This window comes from Arthrobacter sp. NPDC055138 (assembly GCF_053607305.1).
Map to the genome: position 1 here is coordinate 344,461 of NZ_JBSGTH010000003.1, position 20,530 is coordinate 364,990.

Annotated in this window: 17 protein-coding genes; 7 read left to right on the plus strand and 10 right to left on the minus strand. The window is 67.1% G+C overall.

What is annotated here, in order from left to right; genetic code table 11:
• Window positions 1-38 precede the first annotated feature (38 nt).
• From ACWF5H_RS09755 to ACWF5H_RS09775, 5 genes are all read right to left on the minus strand, one after another.
• Window positions 39-1,676: an ABC-F family ATP-binding cassette domain-containing protein gene (locus ACWF5H_RS09755; RefSeq protein ID WP_452036496.1), complete on the minus strand. Its 1,638-nt coding sequence runs from the start codon at window positions 1,674-1,676 to the stop codon at window positions 39-41.
• A gap of 100 nt (window positions 1,677-1,776) precedes the next feature.
• Window positions 1,777-3,522, minus strand: coding sequence for an alkaline phosphatase D family protein (locus tag ACWF5H_RS09760; RefSeq protein WP_452036497.1), 1,746 nt, complete (start codon window positions 3,520-3,522; stop codon window positions 1,777-1,779).
• A 99-nt stretch (window positions 3,523-3,621) separates the two neighbouring features.
• Window positions 3,622-4,431 (minus strand): hypothetical protein, encoded by an 810-nt coding sequence (locus tag ACWF5H_RS09765; protein WP_452036499.1) that lies wholly within the window; start codon window positions 4,429-4,431, stop codon window positions 3,622-3,624.
• The gene (locus ACWF5H_RS09770; RefSeq protein ID WP_452036727.1) at window positions 4,428-4,970 is read right to left on the minus strand and encodes an RNA polymerase sigma factor; all 543 of its coding nucleotides are present in this window, start codon (window positions 4,968-4,970) and stop codon (window positions 4,428-4,430) included. Before ACWF5H_RS09770 ends, ACWF5H_RS09765 begins: the two co-directional genes overlap by 4 nt.
• An 83-nt stretch (window positions 4,971-5,053) precedes the next feature.
• Window positions 5,054-5,632, minus strand: coding sequence for a hypothetical protein (locus ACWF5H_RS09775; protein WP_452036500.1), 579 nt, complete (start codon window positions 5,630-5,632; stop codon window positions 5,054-5,056).
• A gap of 563 nt (window positions 5,633-6,195) precedes the next feature.
• Between ACWF5H_RS09775 and ACWF5H_RS09780 the strand changes: the two genes are divergently transcribed.
• Entirely contained in the window at window positions 6,196-7,824 is a 1,629-nt protein-coding gene (locus ACWF5H_RS09780) for a DUF222 domain-containing protein (RefSeq protein ID WP_452036729.1), read from the plus strand.
• Window positions 7,825-7,911: 87 nt separating this feature from the next.
• Here ACWF5H_RS09780 and ACWF5H_RS09785 read toward each other — a convergent pair whose 3' ends face one another.
• Both ACWF5H_RS09785 and ACWF5H_RS09790 read right to left on the minus strand, forming a co-directional pair.
• Window positions 7,912-9,588 carry a thiamine pyrophosphate-dependent enzyme gene (locus tag ACWF5H_RS09785; RefSeq protein ID WP_364646540.1) on the minus strand — a complete coding sequence of 559 codons (1,677 nt, stop codon included), beginning with the start codon at window positions 9,586-9,588 and terminating at the stop codon, window positions 7,912-7,914.
• 476 nt (window positions 9,589-10,064) lie between these two features.
• Window positions 10,065-10,343 carry a DUF3040 domain-containing protein gene (locus tag ACWF5H_RS09790; protein WP_364646543.1) on the minus strand — a complete coding sequence of 93 codons (279 nt, stop codon included), beginning with the start codon at window positions 10,341-10,343 and terminating at the stop codon, window positions 10,065-10,067.
• Window positions 10,344-10,616: 273 nt separating this feature from the next.
• Here ACWF5H_RS09790 and ACWF5H_RS09795 point away from each other — a divergent pair, with 273 nt between their 5' ends.
• The 4 genes from ACWF5H_RS09795 to ACWF5H_RS09810 all read left to right on the plus strand — a co-directional run bounded on the left by ACWF5H_RS09795 (window position 10,617) and on the right by ACWF5H_RS09810 (window position 14,637).
• Entirely contained in the window at window positions 10,617-11,147 is a 531-nt protein-coding gene (locus tag ACWF5H_RS09795; protein ID WP_452036502.1) for a gluconokinase, read from the plus strand.
• A 49-nt stretch (window positions 11,148-11,196) separates the two neighbouring features.
• Entirely contained in the window at window positions 11,197-12,603 is a 1,407-nt protein-coding gene (locus ACWF5H_RS09800; RefSeq protein WP_452036504.1) for a GntP family permease, read from the plus strand.
• Between the two features lie 62 nt (window positions 12,604-12,665).
• Window positions 12,666-13,439, plus strand: a complete 774-nt coding sequence (locus ACWF5H_RS09805; protein WP_452036506.1) for an SDR family oxidoreductase — start codon at window positions 12,666-12,668, stop codon at window positions 13,437-13,439.
• Window positions 13,440-13,581: 142 nt separating this feature from the next.
• Window positions 13,582-14,637 (plus strand): L-idonate 5-dehydrogenase, encoded by a 1,056-nt coding sequence (locus ACWF5H_RS09810; RefSeq protein WP_452036508.1) that lies wholly within the window; start codon window positions 13,582-13,584, stop codon window positions 14,635-14,637.
• A gap of 51 nt (window positions 14,638-14,688) precedes the next feature.
• On the opposite strand, the gene ACWF5H_RS09815 is transcribed toward ACWF5H_RS09810, so the two are convergent.
• Together ACWF5H_RS09815 and ACWF5H_RS09820 are read right to left on the minus strand one after the other, a co-directional pair.
• Complete coding sequence (locus ACWF5H_RS09815; protein ID WP_452036509.1) at window positions 14,689-15,414, minus strand: FadR/GntR family transcriptional regulator; 726 nt, start codon at window positions 15,412-15,414, stop codon at window positions 14,689-14,691.
• A 401-nt stretch (window positions 15,415-15,815) separates the two neighbouring features.
• Window positions 15,816-16,823, minus strand: a complete 1,008-nt coding sequence (locus tag ACWF5H_RS09820) for an NAD-dependent epimerase/dehydratase family protein (RefSeq protein ID WP_452036510.1) — start codon at window positions 16,821-16,823, stop codon at window positions 15,816-15,818.
• 165 nt (window positions 16,824-16,988) lie between these two features.
• Between ACWF5H_RS09820 and ACWF5H_RS09825 the strand changes: the two genes are divergently transcribed.
• Together ACWF5H_RS09825 and ACWF5H_RS09830 are read left to right on the plus strand one after the other, a co-directional pair.
• The gene (locus ACWF5H_RS09825; RefSeq protein ID WP_452036511.1) at window positions 16,989-17,648 is read left to right on the plus strand and encodes a pentapeptide repeat-containing protein; all 660 of its coding nucleotides are present in this window, start codon (window positions 16,989-16,991) and stop codon (window positions 17,646-17,648) included.
• A gap of 113 nt (window positions 17,649-17,761) precedes the next feature.
• The gene (locus ACWF5H_RS09830; RefSeq protein WP_452036730.1) at window positions 17,762-18,676 is read left to right on the plus strand and encodes a phosphodiesterase; all 915 of its coding nucleotides are present in this window, start codon (window positions 17,762-17,764) and stop codon (window positions 18,674-18,676) included.
• 53 nt (window positions 18,677-18,729) lie between these two features.
• Here ACWF5H_RS09830 and ACWF5H_RS09835 read toward each other — a convergent pair whose 3' ends face one another.
• On the minus strand, window positions 18,730-20,334 hold the full coding sequence (locus ACWF5H_RS09835; RefSeq protein WP_364646560.1) for a stealth conserved region 3 domain-containing protein: 1,605 nt from the start codon (window positions 20,332-20,334) through the stop codon (window positions 18,730-18,732).
• Between the last annotated feature and the right edge of the window lie 196 nt (window positions 20,335-20,530).

Sequence of the window (20,530 nt, forward strand, 5' to 3'; positions counted from 1 at the left end):
AACACTGGGAATGCGCAGCGCTGCAAGGCCCCCGCCGGTCAGCTGATCGAAACCTGGCCGGCGTCGACGTCCCAGCGGGTGTCCAGCCGGACGTTCTCCAGCAGTCGGCGGTCGTGGGAGACCAACAGCAGGGTGCCGTCGTAGCCGTCCAGTGCCTGCTCCAGCTGTTCGATGGCGGGCAGGTCCAAGTGGTTGGTGGGTTCGTCGAGGACCAGCAGGTTCACGCCGCGGGCCTGCAGCAGCGCGAGGGCGGCGCGGGTGCGCTCGCCGGGGGAAAGGGCGCCGACCCTGCTGGTCACCTGGTCCGCCTTGAGCCCGAACTTGGCCAGCAGGGTGCGGACCTCAGCCTGGCTGTAGTCCGGCACCAGCGCCTCGAAGGCGGCGCCCAGCGGCTGGTCCTCCGCGAGCTGGCCGCGCGCCTGGTCAATCTCGCCGATGGCGACGCTGGCACCCAGGGCGGCGGCGCCGTCGTCGGGCTCCTGGTGTTCCAGCAGCAGGCGCAGCAAGGTGGACTTGCCCGCGCCGTTGGGGCCGGTGATGCCGATGCGCTCGCCGGCGTTGACCTGCAGCGAGACCGGGCCGAGCGTGAAACCGTCGCGGCAGACCGTTGCCTGATTGAGTGTGGCGACTACGGAACTGGAGCGCGGGGCGGCGCCGATGCTGAACTGCAGCTGCCACTCCTTGCGCGGCTCTTCCACCTCGTCCAGCCGGGCAATCCGGGATTCCATCTGGCGGACCTTCTGCGCCTGCTTCTCGGATGATTCGGTGCTGGCCTTGCGGCGCATTTTGTCATTGTCCGGGTTCTTCTTCATCGCATTGCGGACGCCCTGCGAGCTCCATTCCCGCTGGGTGCGCGCCCTCGCCACCAGGTCGGCCTTCTTCTCCGAGAACTCGTCGTAGGCCTCGCGGGCGTGCCGGCGGGCCACGGCACGCTCCTCCAGGAAGGCGTCGTAGCCGCCGTCGTACACCGCCACTTTGTTCTGCGCCAGATCCAGTTCCACCACAGTGGTCACGCAGCGGGCCAGGAACTCGCGGTCGTGGGACACCAGCACCACGCCGCCGCGCAGGCCCTGCACGAAGGACTCCAGCCGGGCCAGCCCGGCCAGGTCCAGGTCATTGGTGGGCTCGTCCAGCAGCACTACGTCGAACCGGCTCAGCAGCAAGGCCGCCAGCGCGGCCCGCGCGGCCTGGCCGCCGGAGAGGCTGGTCATGGCGGCATCGGGGCCTACCTCCAGACCGAGCTCGGCGAGCACGGGCGGGATCCGGTCCTCCAGATCCGCGGCGCCGCTGGCCATCCAATGGTCCAGCGCCGCGGCGTAAGCGTCGTCGGCCTGCTTGGAGCCGGAGCCCAGCGCTTCGGCGGCGGACTCCATCGCTTCGGTGGCCTCGGCCGCACCGGTGCGCCGGCCGATGTACGCGGCGATGGTCTCGCCGGGAATCCGCTCGTGTTCCTGCGGCAGCCAGCCGATGAACGCATCCGACGGCGCGGTGCTTACCGATCCGGCCAGCGGCGCATCCACGCCGGCCAGGATGCGCAGCAGCGTGGTCTTGCCGGCGCCATTGGCGCCGACCACGCCCACCACATCGCCGGGGGCGACGGTCAGGTTCAGGTTGGCGAACAGGGCGCGGTGGCCGTGGCCGCCCGAGAGGTCTTTGGCCACCAGCGTTGAAGTCATGCCTACCAGTCTAAAGAGCGACGGCGGTGGGTCGGGTCCCGCTGTGGGCTGCGTCGCTGTGGACGGCGGCGGCTGCGGGCCGGGCCGCGAACTGGCCGGGTCAGCGCGGGGCGGTGCTGCGCGGCTCGATGGTCACTTCGGCTACCTCTTTCAGCCGGGGGTGGAGGTGGTCGCCGTCGTCCACCACGCCGGTTTCCCAACGGATCCTCAGGCCGTCGCCGGACACCTGGAGGCTGGCCAGATTGTTGTCGAACCAGGGCCGCTTGAGGCCCTTCCAGTCGAACGGCGGTTTCGGTACTTTGGCGCCCCGGGCCACCAGAGCCCCGACCGGCGCGGCAACGCCGTAGGACATGAAGGCGGTGAAATAGCGCAGGACTCGGGGCAGCGGGTTGCGCACGGGCGAGCAGACCGCCTGGACGATCCGGCTGCCTGAGGACCGTTGGACCTCGGACACATAGGAGAAGTGGACGTCGCCCGAAAGGAAGGTGACGGTCTCCGGCGCAGGCCCGCGTCCGCCGTCGGCCACCTCCTGCACCATCGCCGCCACCTTCCGGAAGCTTTGCTGGAAGGCCGCCCAGTGCTCCAGGTCCACCGCCTGCCGCAACTGCTCGCCGATGGCCGCCGGGAACTTTCCCCAGGCTCCCTCGCTCAGCGCCTCGTTCCAGGACTCGATATGGTGCAGGCCCTGGGGAAGCAGGAACGGCAGCGAAGTCCCGATCAGCAGGTGCTTGAAGCCGCCCTGGAGTTGGCCGTCCAGCCAGGCCATTTCGTCCTGGTCCAGCAACGAGCGCCGCTCCGGCTCCAGTTCACGGGCCGCGCGCGAGTCCACAACCACCAGCCGGGTGCCGCCGATGTCGCGGGTGAAGCTCCACCGGTAAGTTTCCGGATCCTGGTCCGCGCGCACGGCGAACGCCTCCAGTGCGTCGGTCAGGTCCAGCTCGCCGTCACCGGAGTAATTCGCCACCTGCTGCCACAGTTCGTCCTGGGCGCGTTGCTCCGGGGACAGGTTGCCCAGGTGCTGGTAGACCCAATAAGACGTCAGGCCGGAAACGATCCGGCCGTGCCACCACGACGTCTCCTCCATCTGCCGCCGCCAGGCCAGCGAAGCGTTCCAGTCGTCGCGGATGTCATGGTCATCGAAGATCATGGCGCTGGGCACGGTGGACAGCAGCCAGCGGTTGGCGCCGTCAGACCACGCGAGCATGTACAGGTGGGCGTACTCCTGGTAGTCCTTCAGCTCCTCGCCCGGCGGCTCCTTGATATCGCGCCGGGAGCGGATGAAATCCTGCATCGCCTCGGTGGTGGAGTCCGCATAGACCTGGTCGCCGAGGAAGAGGACCAGGTCAGGCCAGCCGGAGTTGTTGTTCCTGGCCGGGTCCGCCGGACTTCCGCTGGCATCGTCTGCGGCGGGGCCGCCAGCATCGGACGGCGCCGTGCCGCCGGCCGCCCGGTCCAGCGCGTAGGCCCGCAGCGCGTCCACGCCATGTTTCCGGTTGCCCGCCGCATCATGCTCGGTGCTGGTGCGGCAGGACCCGAACGCCAGGCTGAGCGGGCGCCCCGGTGCGAGCGTTCGGATCATGGGAGCCGGGTACGGCGAGTCCGGCTCCGGCCAAACCGGAACGCCGTCGATCTCAAGCCGGTACGGCACGGCGCTGCCGGGCTCTAACCCGTCGACCTCAACCAACGCATAGTGGTGGCCATGGACGGCAAAGGTACGTGCCTGCCATGAACGGCCTGCAACAACGACGGCGATCTGGCCGGCTTCTCGGGTTTCCACCCAGATGCTGGCCGTGGTCTGATCCACATAACGCAGCATCGGACCGAGTACCAGCGGCGATGAAGCCATGAATCCTCCTGCCTGCTCCGACAGAAACGTGTCCCCTTGGGCGACACTCTGCCATTATCCTCGGTGTGCCGGAAGAGCAGAATGCGGCAGGCCGGCCGGTTAGCGTTGCGGTTCCGGCACCACCGGCAATTCCGGGATCCGGGCCGGATCGGTCGAGGGCAGGCTGCCGTCCTCCAGCGGCAAGCCCTTGCCGGGTCTGTCCGGCGGCAGGTTCGGTGTGGAGGGCTCGGGCAGCGTGCCGTCACGCGGCGGTTCTCCCGGCAGGAGACCGTGGAAGGGCGTGGCCGGATTGCGTTCCGCCCCGTTCGGATCGCTCTTGACGGACCGGTTGCCGCCTGGCGTTTCGGGTTGCTGTCCGGGCGACGTTGAATGTCCCGGGGGAGCCGGATTGGCTGCATCCGTGGCGCGGTCTGCGGCGGGGTCAGTTGGAGCGTCTGCATCGGAGCCGGTGCCGGTGTCGCGGCCGGCGTCATTCGGCTTCGCCCCATCCGGCGCCGCGGGGACGCCGGCGGGAACGCCGCGCCCGGCGTGCTCGGGCGCCTCGGGTTTACCGGCCGCGGTCGGCGCGAAGAAACCGACGACGTTCTGAACCGCCTGGTCTGCGGCAGACCGGAAATCGGGGTTGGCCGCGGCCACGCCCGTGACGCCCAAGCCTGTCCCGGCCAATGCGGCGGCAACCATCAGGGCACCGCGCACGTTGCGGTGCCGCCGCAGCGGGACCACCGGCGCAGGTGCCGGCGTCGTCGTCATGAAGGCCATGACCTCGCCAGACGGTTCGGGCACCGGACTGGCTTTACCGGCGGAGCGGAGTGCAAGCAGGGAGGATTCGAGCTGTTCAGAAGGGGCCACTTCAGCTTCATCCAGCAACCGGCGGACCGCATCGTCGCCGGAAATCTCAAGGTGTTTCACAGTAGGGCCTCCTTCCTTTCCACAACGGATTTCAGTTTCAACAGGGCACGTCGCTGCAATTGCTTGATGGAGCCGGCGCTCCGGCCCATGATTTCGGCGACCTGTTCCAGCGACAGATCCGCCACCACGCGAAGCAGCAGCACTTCTTGCTGGTCCGGTTTCAGCTCTTTGAGGTGGCTGCCGATCTCGCTTTGGCCCAGCGTCTTCAGCAGGGCCGTCTCGGCCGATTCCACCGCCCGCCGATCGGCGTCGGGATCATAGGGCGAGAGTTGCGGTTGTCTGGCGCGGCGCCGGACGTCGTCCACATACCGGGCGTGGGCGATGGAAAAGGCCAGCGTGCGCAGTCCGTTGAAGCCACCGCGCACAGATCCAATCCGTGTGAAGAGGGCGAGGAAGACTTCCTGCACCGCGCCTTCGTGGTCCTCCAGGCCGCGCATCTTCAGGTACCCGTTGACCCCGGGCGCCAGTGCCGCATAGATGTCGCTGAAGGCCTCGGCCTTTCCTGACTGCGCTGCAGAAACAACGTCGTCGGAGAGCATGCGAAGCAAACTAAGGTCCTTCAAACTGCGGGCGTCGGGTGCGGCGGCTTCAGTGTAGCCACCGCACCCGACACCGTGCGAAATTACTGTCCCGCGTCGATCTTGACCGTAGCTCCACCGCGGAGTTCGGCGCGGGCTTCTGCCGCCTCGGTGCGGGCGTCGATCTTGGCCTGGGCATCGGCGTTGGCGTTTTCCGGCAGTTCCGGAACGGCCGGCACGGCGGGGATCGCGGGGATGGCCGGCTCGCCGTCGGCTCCCGGAATGGCCGGGGTTGCCGGAACGGCCGGGGTCACCACGGCACCCGAGCGGAGCTCTGCGGCGGCGCCGGCTTCTTCGGTTCCGGCCTCGGCCTCTGCACCCGCGTCGGCCGTTGCCTCAGTCTCGGTACCCTCTGCGCTCACGCCCGCGTCGGCCTCAACGTCGGCAGCAGACTTGTCGCCCGGCACAGCGGGGGTGGCCGGAATCGCCGGCACTGACTGCTCGCCCTCAACGGCGGGAACAGCGGGGGTGGCCGGAACGGCGGGAGCGGTGATGGCGCTCGCGGTGTCCCCGGCGGTCAGCGCGGGTGCGGCAACGGCAGCACCGGCTCCGCCAACGGCGATGATGGCGGCCAAGGCGGCTCCCTTGGCGGGCAGGCTCAGGGTACGGAAACGATTCGTCATGGATCTCCTCGATTGGTGCTTGGCGCGCGGCTAGCCGAAGCCCGCAGTGCGCCCGTACACCTCTGTAATCGAGCCGGGGAGGTGAAAGGTTACGGTTCTGAGATTACTTTTTTGACGGGCTTCTCTACTCGACCCGGCCTGACGACGACGGCGGTGCCCCCACCGATGGGGCCGAGTCTGGCTCTGGCGGGGCGTCTCGAGTCGCAGGATCACGCGCCAGCCTGATGCAGGGCCACGTGCCAGCCGAAGTTGTCTCATCCCTCAGCCCCCGCCAGACGCCTGTTAGCGCTCAACCCCCGCCAACGGCTGTCCAGTCCTCCACAACCTGTGTCGAAGGGTGAGTTGGCCACATCCGTGAACTCGCTTCGGAAACTAGCCGGAGCAATCCATAGGCTGTATTTAGTTGCAGTTCCGCTGGCTCCAAACCGTCAGTGCCGGCGGATAGCCTGTTTTTAGTAGCAGTTCAGCACCATACGTTGGCCACCGGTTTTTCGCGTTTTCTGGTGGCAGTCTGTGGACTCGTGTTCCACGACCGCTCGTGTTCGATGCCGTGCCCTGTGGGCATGCTGACGATTGAGGCGCTGATGTTGGCTCCCGCATCACCTGGAGTACCTGAAGGGCCGCCCGCCGTTGATGCGGCGGGGATTAACGCGTTTGCCCGTTCCTTGGCCAGCCTTGACCTTGACGTTCCGGATGCGGAACGGATTGACCGGATCACGGCCTTGGAGAACCTCAAGGACGCCGCTGCCGCCGCGCAGGCGAAGGCCTCGGCTGCAGTGGATGCCTCTATCCGCGCTCGGCGGGCCGCAGCCGGGGTGCCGAAGGACCGGTGCGGCCGCGGGATTGCGAAGCAGATCGGGTTGGCCAGGCGGCAATCCGCGCACCGCGGCGGACTCCTGCTGGGTACAGCCAAGGCCCTGGTCAGCGAGATGCCGCACACGTTGAAAGCCTTGGAACGGGGACGTCTGAATGAGCGGCGCGCCTCGATCCTAGTCAGCGAAACCATGTGCCTGAGGCGTGAGGACCGGGCACGAGTGGATGAAGAATTGGCCGGTAACCCGGCACGCCTCCACGGACTGGGCGATAAGGCCCTGACGGCGGAGGCGAAGCGGATGGCCTACCGGTTGGACCCGCACTCGGTGGTGAATCGCGCCGCGAAGGCCGAAGCCGACCGACATGTTTCCTCGCGGCCCGAACCCGACACCATGGTTTCGGTTCGCACCTTGTTGCCCGTGGTCCAGGGGGTTGCAGTGATGGCGGCATTGAACCGGGAAGCGGACCGGCTGCGCAATGCCGGGGACCCTAGGTCCCGGGGCCAGGCGATGGCGGATACGGTGTTTGAACGCCTCACAGGCGCCTCCACTAAAGATCCGGCGCGCACCGAAATACAGCTGGTGATGACAGACCGTTCGCTGCTGCAGGGCGACAGCGAACCAGCCTGGCTGACAGGGTACGGAATCGTCCCGGCTCAGTATGCCCGCGACCTCATCCGTCTCCCGTACAACCCACCCACGAAAACCGGGCCGCCCGGCACCGAACAGAATGCACCGCCAGCGGGAACTGAACCGGGTTGGAAAACCGCGCGCGAAGAAGCACGTCAGGTGAGAATGAAAACCCTCAGGGTCGGCGGACTGGAGGACGTCTGGGTTCGGCGCCTGTTCACAGCTCCGGGTACGGGCCAGCTGCTGGGGATGGACTCGAAGGCGCGGAAGTTCCCGGACGGGCTGCGCCGGATGATTGTTGCCCGAGACGCCTCCTGCACCGGCCCGTGGTGTGATGCCCCGATCCGGCATATTGACCACATCGTTGCGTGGTCGGAAGGCGGGGAGACCACGCTGAGCAATGGGCGCGGTCTCTGTGAAGAATGCAACTATGCCCATGAAGCCGAGGGCTGGTCCGCCAGAACCGTCGGGGGCCCGGCGCACAGCGTCGCGACGACCACCCCGACCGGCCACGTCTACACCTCCAACGCACCGCCGCTTCCCGGCGCGTCCACGCCCGAGCCGGATTGGCATCAACGGACGCCGGTGGAGCAGCCCGAGCGCCAGTCGCCGGAAGGACGCGAAGCGGGGGAGACCGGAGCCAGACACGACGCTGGCCGCTTCAGGGGCGAGGTGGAACGGCGAAGAGCACGCGACAGCCGTCGGGCACGATTGGTGCGCCGGCCGCACACCTTGCAAGCCAGGGGATGACCCGAGCGAAACTCACCCGGGACAAGAAAATACCGGTGGCCGGGACAAGTCGTCCCGCCCACCGGCATTGCGATGATCTGCTCAGAATCAGTATGCCCTGACCCGCTGCTCCACTACCAAGTGGATCAGCGCAAAGGTCTTGTCCTCATCAATGGCTTTCAGGGCAGCTTCGAGGGCGGCGGGCACATCGGCATCGCGCTCCACCTTTACACCGAAGCCACCGAAGGCCTGTGCCATTAGCGCGAAGTCCGGGTTCTTCAGCTGGGTACCGGAGATGCGCTCGGGGTACCAGCGTTCCTGGTGGGTGCGGATGGTTCCGTATTCCTGGTTGTCCATGACGATGACCAACGGGGTGGCGCCGTACTGGGCGGCGGTCGCCAGTTCCTGGCCGTTCATGAGGAACTCGCCGTCGCCGGCGATGGTCACCACCCGGCGTCCGGGGTAGGCCAGCGATGCCGCGATGGCGGAGGGAACGGAGTAGCCCATCGATCCGTTCCGTGCGGAGAGCATGGAGGCGTAGTCATGGGTGGGGAAGTACCGGTGCGCCCAGTTGGTGTGTTCGCCGGCGCCCAGCGTGATCATGGCGTCGCGCGGCAGGCCGCCGACCAGGTTGGCCATCATGGTGTCCATCCGGGCCGGTCCGTCGGTGGGCTCAGCCGGCGGCAGGGCAGCAAACTTCTCCTGTTCGCCGCGCATGCGCTGGGTAAAGTCTTTCCACTCTTCCTTCAGCGGCAGGTCCATCATGATCAGGTCGCGGACAAATACGTCGGGCTTGGCCACGATCTGGTAGGAGACGGGGCCGGAGCGCCCGCGCAGCGACGGGTCGATGGTGACCAGGAAGTTCTTCTTGGACCAGTCCTGGCGGACCAGGAAGCCGTCGGTGATGACGTCGCCGGGCACGGTGCCGACGAAGACCAGCAGGTCCGTTTCCTCGAGCAGATCGTAGGTGGGCTTCGGCCGGCCGTAACCGATCGGGCCGACGTAGGACGGGGAGTCGAAGGGAATGGTTCCCTCGCAGCGCCACTCAACGGCGGCCGCAATGTTGTGCTCTTCGAGCCAGGTGGTCAGCGCGCTGGAGCCTTCCTGGGTCCAGTCATTGCCGCCGACGACGAACAGCGGCTTTTCGGCTTCCTTCAGGGCGGCCTGTAGCGCCTTCCAGTCGGTGACCGTCATGCCGCCCTGGGCAACGGGAATCACCGGGTGCAGCGTGGCGTCCGTTTCTTCGCGGATGACATCTTCCGGAAGGCCGACGACGACCGGGCCCGGCCGGCCGCTGGTTGCCGCGAACATCGCCTCGGCGACGATTTCGGAGGCGCGTTCGGGGTGGTCCAGGACCATCACGCGCTTGGCGCCGGTGTCGAACCAAGACTTGATGTCGAATTCCTGGAAGGCTTCGCGGTCGCGGTGCTCGAACGGGATCAGGCCCACGAACAGCACCATGGGGGTGGAGTCCTGCCATGCGGTGTGCAGGCCGACGTGGGCGTTGGCGGCGCCGGGCCCGCGGGTGACCATGGCGATACCGGGCCGCTGGTTCATCTTTCCGTCAGCCTCGGCCATGTAGGCCGCGCCGCCTTCGTGGCGGCAGACGATGGTGTCAATGGTGGAGTTGTGGAGGCCGTCCAACACTTCCAGGTAGCTCTCGCCGGGAACGACGTAGGTTCGTTCGACGCCGTGCGCAATCAGCGAATCGACAATGACATGTCCTGCCGACTTGCGGCCGGGCTGCTGCTCAGCTGCGACTGCTTCCTTTTGAACCTGTGTCACAGGGAGACCTCTTTCACCTTTGAATCGAACTCAACCGCTGCATTCTTCTCGTGCGGGTGCACGGTTCACGACGAATGCGCTTGAGCAAAAGTACATGATGAGGTGTGTTATGCCACCGTCCCTGTGACACGGCGAGGTAACGAACGTGACGTGGTTCGCATTGGCGAATTCAGGTTTTCCTGCTGGGGTAAGCCGGGTCCGTGCGTTGTTCGGGAAGAGGGAGGGCGAGGGGTGTGGAGCGGAAAGACGCGGAAAATCGCAGAAAGTCGCGGAAAGATGTTGGGTCCCGCTCCGTTCAGCAACGGTGAGTCACCATCAGCCGGTGCGGGTCATAGTCGGTCTGCCAAGCCCGGCCTGTGCCCTGCCGGACAAGGTGTGCAAGCTAATCGGAACAGCGAAGGCATGCTGGAGAACGTGTCAGCCCGACCCTGCCAATCGGTACTGCGCCAATCCGCACTGTGCCAATCGGGCCCGTGTTAAAGCCGGCGGTGGCGGGCCGCAAAGCCGACTCCGCCGCGGATGGCGCCAGCCGCCAGGGCGATGAGTCCCAGCATGGCCAGAACCAGTGAATTTCCCGCGATGCCGATAAACAGTAGTAGTGCGCCGGCAACGGCCCACAGCGTTCCGGCGCTGATGATGTGGCCGAACACCACGACTCCGCGACCGGACAGCGAACGGGCGAGGCGGGGATCGTCGTCCTCTAGTTCATGCCCCAGTTTGTCCAGGCGCTGCCGTTCTTCATCCGATAAGGACATACCGACCTCCTCGGGCTCAGCGGCGCCGCAGATGGTGCCGCGCCGGGACACCGTGTATAGACCAATCTAGCCCCGGGATGGAGCCTGCGGTACGGTCCGGAAGCAAGCGGGGGCCAATTCGTTACGGTCCGGCGGATATCCCGTCCTGATCAGTGTTTCGTGTTTTGCCGGAGTCCGTCAGCCAGTGGTACTTTGTTTCGGATAAATCTGATTTATTGGCGAGAGATTAGTCACCAAATCAGATGTAATGGTGCGTCTGAGGAGTTCTGTCCCATGTCTCTGCAATATCCCCCGCTGGTGGTCATGGGTGTCCAAGGATGCGGAAAATCCACGGTGGGCGCCGCCGTCGCTTTGCATCTAGGCCTGGAATTCATCGACGGCGATGATCTGCACAGCGCTGCCAACAAGGAAAAAATGGCCTCTGGGCACCCGCTCACCGACGTTGACCGGCAGCCCTGGCTGTCCGCGATCGGCCAGGTCATGGCGGACAAACTGGCGGAGGGAACCACCGCAGTCGTTGCGTGTTCGTCTTTGAAGCGCAGCTACCGCGACCTGATCCGCTCGTTTGCGCCGGGGACCAGATTCATCCACCTCACCGGCAGCCGTGAACTGATCGCCGCACGGATCAGCGGGCGCGACCACGAATACATGCCGCCGACCTTGCTGGATTCGCAGTTCCAGACCCTGGAACCGCTCGGCGACGACGAGGCAGGGCTGGAGGTGCCCGTTACCGATTCGCCGGACCAGATCTCGGTGCGGGTGGAGAACTATCTGCGGGAAACAGCCGGCTCCGCCGGCGCCTGAGGCTCAAACACACAACTAAACGGATAACCATCCGAAATAACGAAGGACAATGATGACCGAACTCGAGCTCAACTGGACGTTGAGCACGCCGGGCCTCTTGCTTGTCGCCGTGGCAGCCATCGCGCTGCTGCTGGTGCTGATCATGCGGTTCCGGGTGCACGCCTTCCTGTCGCTGATTATCGTCAGCCTGCTCACCGCCGTCGCCACTGGCATTCCGACCGCAGAGATAATGCCGACGCTCTTGGGCGGTTTCGGCGGGACGCTGGCCAGTGTGGCCCTGCTGGTCGGGCTGGGCGCCATGCTTGGCCGCATGCTGGAGGTCTCCGGCGGCGCGGATGTGATGACCAAGGCGTTGATCAACAAGTTCGGTGAGAAGCGCGCACCGCTGGCGCTGTCCGTGGCATCGCTGCTGTTCGGCTTCCCGATCTTCTTCGACGCCGGCCTGGTAGTCATGCTGCCGATCATCTTCACCGTGGCACGCCGCCTCGGTGGATCGCTGCTGACCTATGCGTTCCCCGCAGCTACCGCCTTCTCGGTCATGCACATCTTCGTGCCGCCGCACCCAGGTCCCGTGGCCGCCACCGGCCTGCTGGGCGCCGACGTCGGACTGGTCCTCATCCTGGGCCTCGTCATAGCCATTCCCACCTGGTACGTGGTGGGCTACCTGTTCGGCCACTATCTGGGCCGCAAGTTCAACATCGCCGTGCCGGACATCCTGGATGCTCCGAAGGGCTCGGTCGAATCCGAATTCCGCTCCGCACCGAAGCTGGGAACCATCTTCTTCCTGCTGCTGCTGCCGCTGGCGCTGATCTTCCTGAACACCGGCCTGAACATGCTGGCCACAGCCAAGGTGGTTTCGCTGGAGGACACCTGGGTGCAGATCCTTCGGATGCTGGGCGAGACCCCGGTGGCGCTGTTGATCACAGTGCTGCTGGCGATGTGGCTGCTGGGCAGCCGTCAGGGCAAGGAACGCAGCCTGATTGAGACCGTGGTGGACAGCGCGCTCGGCCCGGTCTGCTCGATCATCCTGATCACCGGTGCCGGCGGCATGTTCGGCGGCGTGCTGCGTGCCAGTGGCATCGGCAACGCGATTGCCGACTCGCTTGACGCGATCGGGCTGCCGATCATTGTGGCCGGCTTCGTCATCGCAGCTGTGGTCCGCGTGGCACAGGGCTCCGCCACGGTGGCGCTGACCACTGCTGCCGCGCTGGTCCAGCCGGTAGTGATGGGCAACCCGGAGTACAACCCGGTGGAACTGGCCGCCATTGTGCTGGCACTGGCCGCGGGTTCGGTCTTCGCTGGCCACGTGAACGACTCGGGCTTCTGGCTGGTCAGCCGGTTCTTCCAGATGGACACTAAGACCACGCTGAAGACCTGGACCGTGGGCCAGGCGCTGGTGGGCGTTGTCGGCTTCGTGCTGGCACTGGCCATCTTCCTGATCGCCTCGTCGTTCTAGTACCAACCTGAGCATCAAGGACGGGGCGGCTGCGGCCGTCCCGTCCGCATTTGGAGAGTTAGATGACTGTGAACCTGTTCGACATTTCCTCCCGCGTAGCACTGGTGACCGGCTCCAGCCGCGGCATCGGCAAGGCCATCGCCCGCGGGCTGGCCGCCGCCGGCGCCGTCGTGGTGCTCAATGGGCTGGACGAGGATCGGCTGGAAGCCACCCGGGCGGAATTGGCGGCCGAGTTCGGCGAGGAAAAGATCTTTGCCCGCGCCTTTGACGTCACCGATGCGCAGGCAGCGGCCGACGGCGTGGCTTGGGTCGAGCGCGAAGTGGGACCTCTGTGGGTGCTGGTCAACAATGCCGGCGTCCAGCATCGGGTGCCGATGCTGGACCTGGCGGTGGAGGACTGGGAACGCGTGCTGCGCACGAACCTGACCAGCGCGTTCCTGGTGGGCCGCGAGGCCGCCCGGCACATGATCGAACGCGGCGCGGGCAAGATCATCAACATCGCTTCGGTGCAGACCGACCTGGCCCGTCCGACGATCGCTCCGTACACCGCCTCCAAGGGCGGCATCCGCAACCTGACCCGGGCGATGACCGCCGAGTGGGCTGCCCAGGGGCTGCAGATCAACGCGATCGCTCCGGGCTACATCCACACCGAGATGACCCAGAACCTGGTTGACGACGAGACGTTCAACAGCTGGATCCTGGGCCGGACCCCCGCACACCGTTGGGGCACGGTGGAGGACATCGTGGGGCCGGCCATCTGGCTGGCGTCCGACGCGTCCAACTTTGTCAACGGCCAGGTGGTCTTCATCGACGGCGGCATGACCACCGTCGTCTGAACGGACAGGACCGACCCCGGCCGGACCGGGCCCGCCCAGGCGAAGAGGTTCGGGCCGGGGTAGCGGCACCGAGGTGCGCCGGCCCCGGGCACCCCAGGCGGCGCACCGCCGTCGTACTTTTTCAGAGTGAAAGGCAGTTCCCATGACAACCCTTCCCACGCAGTCCCTTGGCGTTGTGGCCCATGCGGCCGGAGACCTGCGGGTTGAACCGGTGGCGCTGGCACCCGCCCGGCCGGACGAGGCAGTGGTGGAAATTGCCTATGGCGGGATCTGCGGCTCCGACCTGCACTACTGGCAGCACGGCGCAGCTGGCGAATCCATCCTGAAGGCACCGATGCTCCTGGGCCACGAAGTGGTGGGCACCGTGGCGGCAGCCGCGGCCGACGGCAGCGGCCCGGCAGCGGGCACCGCGGTGGCCGTTCACCCGGCGACGCCCGGGCCGGGGGACGGCTCCAAGTACCCGTCGGACCGCCCCAACCTGTCCCCGGGTTGCACCTACCTGGGCAGCGCCGCCCGATTCCCGCACACCGAGGGAGCGTTCGCGCGCTACATCAACTTGCCCACCCGGATGCTGCGCGCGCTGCCGGAAAACCTGCCGCTGCGCCGGGCCGCTTTGGTGGAACCGGCCAGCGTGGCCTGGCACGCGGTCTCTCGGGCGGGAGACGTGGCCGGCAAGCGGGTGCTGGTGATCGGGTCCGGTCCGATCGGTGCGCTGATCATCGCCGTGCTGAAGCGGGCCGGCGCGGCCGAGATTGTCGCCGTGGACATGCACGCGAAGCCGCTGGAGATCGCGCGCGAGGTCGGCGCGAGCCGGACCCTGCTGGCCACCGACGCAGAGGCGATCGCCGCGGTCGAGGCGGACATCTGCCTGGAGTCCTCCGGCAACCACTACGGACTCGCGTCGGCAGTGCGCGGTGCTGCCCGCGGCGGCCGCGTGGTGATGGTGGGGTTGCTGCCGTCGGGGGAGCAGCCGGCGCTGATTTCGCTGGCCATCACCCGCGAGCTGGAGCTGGTGGGTTCCTTCCGCTTCAATGACGAGATCGACGAGGTGATTGCGGCGCTGGCCGACGGATCGCTCTACGCGGATCCGGTGATGACCCACGAATACGCCGCGGTCGACGCGCTGGAGGCGTTCGGGATGGCGCGCGACTCGTCGCAGAGCGGCAAGGTGCTGCTGCGCTTCAACGACGCCGAGTAGGCGCCGGACCGGGCGGGATCCGTTGGACGGGATTCCGCCCGGCTGCCGGGTCTAGGAGTCGGACTCTTCGAACAGCCGGGGCTCGTCATCCCAGACACCGCGGACTTCCTCGATGGTCCGGCGCATGATCTGGTCCATCGCCTGCCGCGCAGCTTCGGGTCGGCCGGACTGGATGGCGTCCGCGACGTCCACGTGCAGCTGCAGCGCTTCTTCGTGCGGGTGTGCGGGCATCAGACCGTAGTCGGTCCGGCCGCGCAGCACTTCGGCGATCATCGAGTGCATCTGCGCGAACATCTCGTTGCCGGAGGCCGCTAAAACCAGCGCGTGGTACTGGATGTCCAATTCCAGGAAGTGCTGCAGATCGCCGGCCCGGCCCACCGCGCGCATCTTCGCGGCGATGGCCATCAGCTCGGCGGACATCTCCTCCGGGGAGTGCTGTGCTGCCAGTTCGGCGGCAGCGGGTTCGACGGCGGAGCGCAGCTCCGTGAGGGAGCGCAACTGGACGCCCTTGCCGTCGGCGGCCAGCCGCCAGCGAATGACCGACGGGTCGAACTTGTTCCACCGCTCGGGCGGCAGCACACGGATTCCGATCCGCTTGACCGACTCCACCAAGCCCAGCGATTGCAGCACGCGGACGGCCTCGCGCATCACGGAGCGGGAGACCCCGAGCTCGGACTCGAAGTGCTCGGAATGGGTGGTGGCACCGGCCGTCAGTTCCCCCGAGACAATACGCTTGCCGAGCGTCTCGATGACGAGGCTGTGCAGGCGCGAACTCATGCGGCCCAAAAAGTAGCGGTCACCCGCTCATTCTAAGGTGGTCCGCCGTTGTTTCCCCGCTGTGTTGCCGGATGTTGCCGCGGGCGGCAGAGCGGAGCCAGGGTACTGGGTGCGGTGGGCCAAGCCTAGGGTCCGCGCGGTGGAACCATCGGCCCGGGATCGGGGAAAGGGCCAGGTCCGGGGTCCGGCGGCGCAAAGGGATCCGGATTCGGTTCCGGCGGCGCCATGGGGTCCGGGTTCGGTTCTGGCGGAAACGGCGGGGTGGGCCGGGGCTCGTTCGGATCGGGCGGATCCGGCGGCGGGGGAATGGTCACGGCAGCCTCCTTGGGAAGCGGCGGGCCTGTCGGCCTGCTGTCCTGTCACGCTACAACCGCAGGCGCGACGTCTCAAGGGTCAGTTCCTTACGTCCGAGGGTGCGCGATGGTCAGCAGCCGGCGCTCTTCCTCCGCTGTCAGTCCGGCGCTGCGCGGGCGCTCGGGTCCGGTCGCCAGCTCCCACGCCAGCGTGTCAGCCAGAGTCTCCGCCAGCGGGCGCAAGGCCAAGCCGGCCGCTTTGGCGGCGGCGTTGCTGCGGGACATGAAGCCGGCGAAGTCGGGCAACGGCAGCCAGAGCGGCAGGGACCGCTCGCCGGCCCAGGGGTTGACCTCGGCAGCGGCCAGTTCTTGCTGGTCCAGCATGAAGACCGGACCGGTGTGGCCCGCAACGCCGCGGCCGATCTCCAGATGCTCGGCCAAGGTGAGTGTGTCACCCACGGCATTGAACTCGCCCGCCAGCCGCTTTTCCGCTGCGGCGACCAGCCAGGCGGCAAGGTCGCGGGCGTCAATGACCTGGGCGTCCAAGCCCGGCGCGTCGGGGATGAGGACGGCGCCGTCGTCGGCCACTGGTCGGGCGAAACGCAGCGGCCAGTAGCCGGTGCGGTCGGTGGTGTCTCCGGGACCGGCGATTAGGCCTGGCCGGACAATCAGGCTGCGGCCGGGGCCGAACGCGTTCCGGGCTGCGTCCTCGCACGCGACCTTCGCCGCGCCGTAGACGTCCGGGGAGGTCATCACGTCGGACTCCAGTGGCGGCAGCAATTCGGCGGTTTCGTCCGCGCCGGGGCTGCCGTGGTCGGCGTAGACGCTGCCGGAGGATACGAAGGTGAAATGCTCCGCCGTGCCGGCCAAGGCGGTCGCGGCTCGGCGGACCTGGCCCGGTTGACGGGAGACATCGAGCACGGCGTCCCAGCGCTCTTCCGCGACGGTGTCCAGGCCGTCCGGGGCATCGCGGTCGGCACGGACCAGCCGTGCTCCGGCCGGCACCGATCCGGAGGTCCCGCGGGCCAGGCAGGTGACCTGGTGGCCGCGGCGCAGTGCTTCGGCGGCGATTTCATGTCCTAACCAAGCGGTACCGCCCAGGATGAGAATCTGCATGATTCCCATCGAACACGGATTAGGCGGCCAGCGCACCTGTTCTTCACCCAGCGCAGAGAACGGACCTGGAATTGGCGGGTTGGTCACCTGAGACGGCGTGCCGGCCGCTTCCGCCAACCGGCAAGGCCGCCTCCGCGCCGGTGTCTTCTCCGCTATGCTCCCAAGATGGCCAGACCCACCGACTTCACTCCGCGTATCGATGCCCCGGACCTGGGGCTGATGACCGACGGCGATGCGTCAGCTTTGGCACCGGAAGGGCGCCTGACAGGCCTGAGCTTTGTTGGCTCCGAGCTGGACGGCCGGCGGCTGGCCGGTGTGTCGTTCAGGGAGTGCACCTTCCAAGACGTCTCGGTTGACGGTGCCGACCTGCGGTCCGCCGGCTTCGTGGACGTGGCGATCGAGCGGCTGAACGCGCCGGTGTTCAGCGCTCCCCGCTCGCAGTTCCGGCGGGTGGTGGTCGACGGTTCCCGGTTCGGTTCGGCCGAGGTATACGAGTCCGAGTGGGAATCGGTCGAGTTCCGCAACTGCAAACTGGGCTATGTGAACCTGCGCGGTGCCGAACTGCAGGATGTGCTGTTCACCGGCTGCATCCTGGACGAACTGGATCTCGGCGGCGCCACTGCCCACCGGTTGGCCTTCGCCGACAGCCGGGTGCGGCGGCTGGACCTGACCGCGGCGAAGCTGAAGCAGGTCGACCTGCGGGGCTTGGAGATGCGGGAACTGGCCGGGTTGGAGGGCCTGCGCGGGGCGGCCATGACAACGTTCCAGATCGGTGAACTAGCTCCGTTGTTCGCGGCCCATTTCGGCATCGTGGAGAAAACTTAGCCCGAATATACGTAATTGCCGCGCCAAATTCACCCACAGTTCAGCGTTTTTCTGTTTGTATGGTTTGTAGTGGACCGGACAGCACACGTCCGGCGAGCAGCAGAAGGTAGATGATGGACCTCCGTCAGGCCGAGCATCCACGGCCCAACCACTTCCTACTCCACATCAGCGACACCCACTTGGTGGGCGGCGACGGCCGGCTTTACGGGGCGGTGGACAGCGAAGCAAGACTGGGGCAGATCTTCGAGGATCTGCAAGACTCCGGCTCCCGGCCCGAAGCCCTGGTGTTTACCGGCGATCTGGCGGACAAGGGCGAACCGGAGGCCTACGCCAGACTGCGGAGAATCGTCGAACCGGCGGCGGTAAGCCTCGGCGCCCAAGTGATCTGGGCGATGGGCAACCACGACGACCGCACCGGGCTGAAGACCATGCTGCTGGACGAGCCCGCCGGCGCCGAACCGTTGGACCGGGTGTACGACGTCAACGGTCTGCGCGTGATGACGCTGGATTCGACCGTTCCGGGTGCCCACTACGGCCGGCTGGAGGACGAGCAGCTGCAGTGGCTCGCCGACGAGCTGGCCAAACCCGCACCGCACGGAACCATCCTGGCCATGCACCACCCGCCGGTGCCCAGCGTGCAGGACCTCTCGGTGCTGGTGGAGCTGCGGGGCCAAGCCGAGCTGGCCGAGGTGCTGCGCGGCAGCGATGTGAACGGGATCATCGCCGGCCACCTGCACTATTCCACCACCGCCACGTTCGCCGGCATCCCAGTGTCCGTCGCCTCGGCAACCTGCTACACCCAGGATCTGGCCGCCGACGCCGGCAGCACCCGCGGCCGCGATGCCGCGCAGGCCTACAACATGGTCCACGTCTACGAGGACACGGTGGTCCATTCGGTGGTTCCGGCCCGCGGCGGGCTGCCGGTGGGACGGCAGGTCACCGCAGCCCAGACCCGGCAGCGGTTGGAGGCCGCCGGCGTCGTCATTCCCGACGCCGTGCGTCCGGGCAGGATCCCCGCCCACCTCTGACCGGCGAACCGCGGCACGGAGATGAGGCCAGGGCCTGACGCCGGGGCCGTCGGCTAGGCGCCCGGTGCCTTCTCCCACGGTGCGCGGAACGGGAAATAGCGGGCCAGGAAGTCGGTGACCACGCGCTGGCGTTCCTCGGCGGGGACCTCCGGGAAGCTGCCGTCGTTGAGGCAGAAGAAGTCCCGGTTGCGCTTCTGCAGCAGCTTCTCCAGTTTCTTCAGGCCGGAGTACATGGTGGTGTCCACGTACAGGACCTCGGCTCCGGGATTCGTCACCGCCCGCCCGGTCAGCAGGGCGTAGTAGTGGTACAGCGAGTTGGTCACCGAGATGTTGTCCTTGGCACGGAACCGGCTGGCCGCGGTGGACTTGAACTCGTCCGCGAATTCTTCCTCCATCTCCAGCAGCACCGATTTGCGCAGCGGCGCCGCGCAGTGCTCCAGGTGCCGGGTGGTGATCCGTCCGAAGCGGTCGTGCAGCAGCTTGCGATTCACCCGGGCCGCGTTCTCGAAACCGGAGCGGTCCAGGTGGTTGTCGCCGAGCCCAATCCGGGTGTCGGCCTCCACGAACTTGGTGATCCCACCGGGGGAGAAGAACATGTCCGGGCCCACCGGCCGGCCAAAGAACATGTCGTCGTTGGAGTAGAGGAAATGCTCGCCCAGCCCCTCGATGTGCTGCAGCTGCGCCTCGATCGCCTGCGAATTGAAGACCGGCAGCACGGAGGAGTCGCGGAAGTGCTCCTCGCTGCGCACCACCCGAATGTCCGGATGCTCCGCGTCCAGCCAGTCCGGCAGCGGCGAGTCGGTGCAGATGAAGATGCGCCGGATCCACGGCGCGAACATGTAGACCGAGCGCAGGGCATAGCGCAGCTCGTCGATCTGGCGGAAGCGCGCATCGGCGTCGTCGCCCTCGCCCAGCACCGCGTTCTCCATGAAGCTGTTCCGGTACTGCTGGTACTCCCGGTTGTTCCCGTCCACCCACGAAAAGACAATGTCGATCTCGAAGTCGATGTCTGTGGCATGGTCGGCGAACATGTTCTCGATGGTCGGCCAGCGGTGCCCGTAGCGCTCCACCTCGCCGCGGACAGCCTCCGCGGCCGGCAGCGTGCGCCGGGTCAGCGAGTTCTCGATCGGCAGGTGGATCAGCCCGTTGTCCCAGCGCCACAGCTCCACCTGCACACCAGTGCCCTGGCCATACCGCAGCCCGCCGGTGGGCTCGATCCGCGGGCGGTACAACCGGATTGCGCGCGTCTGGTCGCCGTCGGCGAGTTCACCGTCGGCCACCAGCCGGGCGGTCTTCTTTTTCGCGTCCATGGTCAGCGAATAGAACGGTTCGTCCGCGCAGGCCGCCACCAGGGCCGCCCGCAGCTCGTCGCGCTGCTCCCAGTTGACAGCCATGACCGGCCGGGCGTCGTTGCCACGCACCAGAAGGTAGGGAATCTGCGCCTGGTCAAGGACCCTGCGGACAAACAGCAGGTCCTCCACCATCGCCTGGTGCGGCGTGAGGGAGGTGTTGACCAGTGCGTAAACCCCCTTGACCCTGGCCACATCGGCGCGCTCGGTGAGGCGCACGACGGCGGCGGGAGAGTTGATCTCGACGGCCGCCTCGGGTGCGAGGTCGGGCTCGGGCTCGGCGTAAAACGCGTCCTGTGGTGCAGGCATGCTGGTCATTAAACCTCCGGAAAATGGTGGCGCCAGCCGGTTGTGGGGCTGGTGCCACCGATGGGTGACGTGGGCGGATGGGTTGACGGGCGGTGCCGCTGCGCGGTGCGGCGCCGCACTACGTGGCAGTAAGGAACCTTACTGCGACCGTACATCGAGTTAGGGTCCGGCGAGGCCACGGCGCACGGCGGCGGAA

Bases quoted from the DNA above. Each gene is read 5' to 3' on its own strand.
- ACWF5H_RS09815 (WP_452036509.1), bottom strand. From the start codon at position 15,414: ATGAGTTCGCGCCTGCACAGCCTCGTCATCGAGACGCTCGGCAAGCGT.
- ACWF5H_RS09805 (WP_452036506.1), top strand. From the start codon at position 12,666: ATGACTGTGAACCTGTTCGACATTTCCTCCCGCGTAGCACTGGTGACC.
- ACWF5H_RS09770 (WP_452036727.1), bottom strand. From the start codon at position 4,970: ATGCTCTCCGACGACGTTGTTTCTGCAGCGCAGTCAGGAAAGGCCGAG.
- ACWF5H_RS09820 (WP_452036510.1), bottom strand. From the start codon at position 16,823: ATGCAGATTCTCATCCTGGGCGGTACCGCTTGGTTAGGACATGAAATC.
- ACWF5H_RS09800 (WP_452036504.1), top strand. From the start codon at position 11,197: ATGATGACCGAACTCGAGCTCAACTGGACGTTGAGCACGCCGGGCCTC.
- ACWF5H_RS09825 (WP_452036511.1), top strand. From the start codon at position 16,989: ATGGCCAGACCCACCGACTTCACTCCGCGTATCGATGCCCCGGACCTG.
- ACWF5H_RS09835 (WP_364646560.1), bottom strand. From the start codon at position 20,334: ATGCCTGCACCACAGGACGCGTTTTACGCCGAGCCCGAGCCCGACCTC.
- ACWF5H_RS09755 (WP_452036496.1), bottom strand. From the start codon at position 1,676: ATGACTTCAACGCTGGTGGCCAAAGACCTCTCGGGCGGCCACGGCCAC.
- ACWF5H_RS09810 (WP_452036508.1), top strand. From the start codon at position 13,582: ATGACAACCCTTCCCACGCAGTCCCTTGGCGTTGTGGCCCATGCGGCC.
- ACWF5H_RS09775 (WP_452036500.1), bottom strand. From the start codon at position 5,632: ATGACGAATCGTTTCCGTACCCTGAGCCTGCCCGCCAAGGGAGCCGCC.
- ACWF5H_RS09780 (WP_452036729.1), top strand. From the start codon at position 6,196: ATGCTGACGATTGAGGCGCTGATGTTGGCTCCCGCATCACCTGGAGTA.
- ACWF5H_RS09795 (WP_452036502.1), top strand. From the start codon at position 10,617: ATGTCTCTGCAATATCCCCCGCTGGTGGTCATGGGTGTCCAAGGATGC.
- ACWF5H_RS09830 (WP_452036730.1), top strand. From the start codon at position 17,762: ATGGACCTCCGTCAGGCCGAGCATCCACGGCCCAACCACTTCCTACTC.
- ACWF5H_RS09790 (WP_364646543.1), bottom strand. From the start codon at position 10,343: ATGTCCTTATCGGATGAAGAACGGCAGCGCCTGGACAAACTGGGGCAT.
- ACWF5H_RS09760 (WP_452036497.1), bottom strand. From the start codon at position 3,522: ATGGCTTCATCGCCGCTGGTACTCGGTCCGATGCTGCGTTATGTGGAT.